1 protein-coding gene is annotated in these 1,307 nt (G+C 30.3%); it reads left to right on the forward strand.

Annotation, left to right across the window (positions count from 1 at the left end; all coding sequences use genetic code 11):
- Positions 1–302 precede the first annotated feature (302 nt).
- Positions 303–935 (forward strand): hypothetical protein, encoded by a 633-nt coding sequence (locus FTU83_RS17215; protein WP_257222676.1) that lies wholly within the window; start codon positions 303–305, stop codon positions 933–935.
- The last annotated feature ends 372 nt before the right edge of the window (positions 936–1,307 follow it).

Here is a 1,307-nt window from a genome sequence, read left to right on the forward strand (position 1 = left end):
GATGGGAGAGAATGTTCAAGAGTGGATTCTAAATGTTCAGATAAAGACATAAAAAAATGAGCGTATTCACATACACTCATTTTTACTACATTTTACTAAAATTTGCTTAACTGACTGGCATTACTCACTGTGAGGGCTTTTATTTTTTAATCCCCCTAAATCCCCCTTTTTCAAAGGGGGACTTTGTCATTTGATTACATAAATAAATTACGTAACAACTCCTCCCTTTTTTAAAGGGAGGTTAGGAGGGATTTATGCAATAATATTGCATTAAAATTCTAAAAACTTTGTAATAAACACTTATGGACAACAAAACATTCACTGGAAGTGGGCCAACATGGGCTCATGCATGTGTTGGGGATAATGGACAACCTAATTATATAGAATATTCAAAAGGCTATTCTAAAGCGGCTAATCTTCTTTTAAATTACATTTTAAATTCCAAAGGTGACCAAATCGATCATTTGATTTATCCAATCTGTTTTAATATGCGCCATTCTATTGAGCTTAGACTTAAAGGTGCTATTGAAGAAATTAGATTATTAGCTCACATCAAAAAGATTGATTTACCCTGTTTTAATTTGATTACTTCACATGATATTGGGAATATTTGGTCATATTTCAAAATAAATGCAAATTTGCTTGATACCCGTTTTAGAGAGTTAATTGATCGAATTAATGAAACAATATGTGATATAGCAAGTATTGATCCTACAGGACAAACTTTTAGATACCCTAGAAGCAATGATGATCAGACACATTTAGTCGAACAAGGGGTTATCAACTGTTATATTCTCAATATTAGATTCAAAGATTTAGAAGATAATCTAGATGATTTAATTTATTTGATAAACATAAGTACAGTGAGAACTATATTTCTTCATATGAACTTTTTCAAAAACAAGCTAAATATAAGAATATTAGAGACTCTCTAAGTAATATTTTGTCAAAAGTTATATTCTTAGAAGAGTTAGTAAAAAGCCTATTTTTCCTTCATCAAATTGATTTAGCCGAAAAAATTATCAAAATTTATAATTTAGAAACAATATTCAATTTTATACCTGAAGCAAGAAACAGAATATTTTTTAGACATTTTGAATTAATGGGCTATTAAAGCTATTTTCTCTATAATTTTCGTATGTAATCCCTCATAGCCTCCCTTTAAAAAGGGAGGAACTATGCCACTGCTGTCCCATAGTTTGCTTTAAATAAAAAAACCTGAGTCCTAACAGTTAAAATATGAGTGCAAACAAACACTTTAACGACCAGGATTCAGGTTTTGTCACATCAGAATACCGTATTTCATG

The organism is Acinetobacter sp. YH12152, assembly GCF_013418285.1.
Taxonomy (GTDB): Bacteria; Pseudomonadota; Gammaproteobacteria; order Pseudomonadales; family Moraxellaceae; genus Acinetobacter; species Acinetobacter amyesii.

Bases quoted from the DNA above. Each gene is read 5' to 3' on its own strand.
- FTU83_RS17215 (WP_257222676.1), top strand. From the start codon at position 303: ATGGACAACAAAACATTCACTGGAAGTGGGCCAACATGGGCTCATGCA.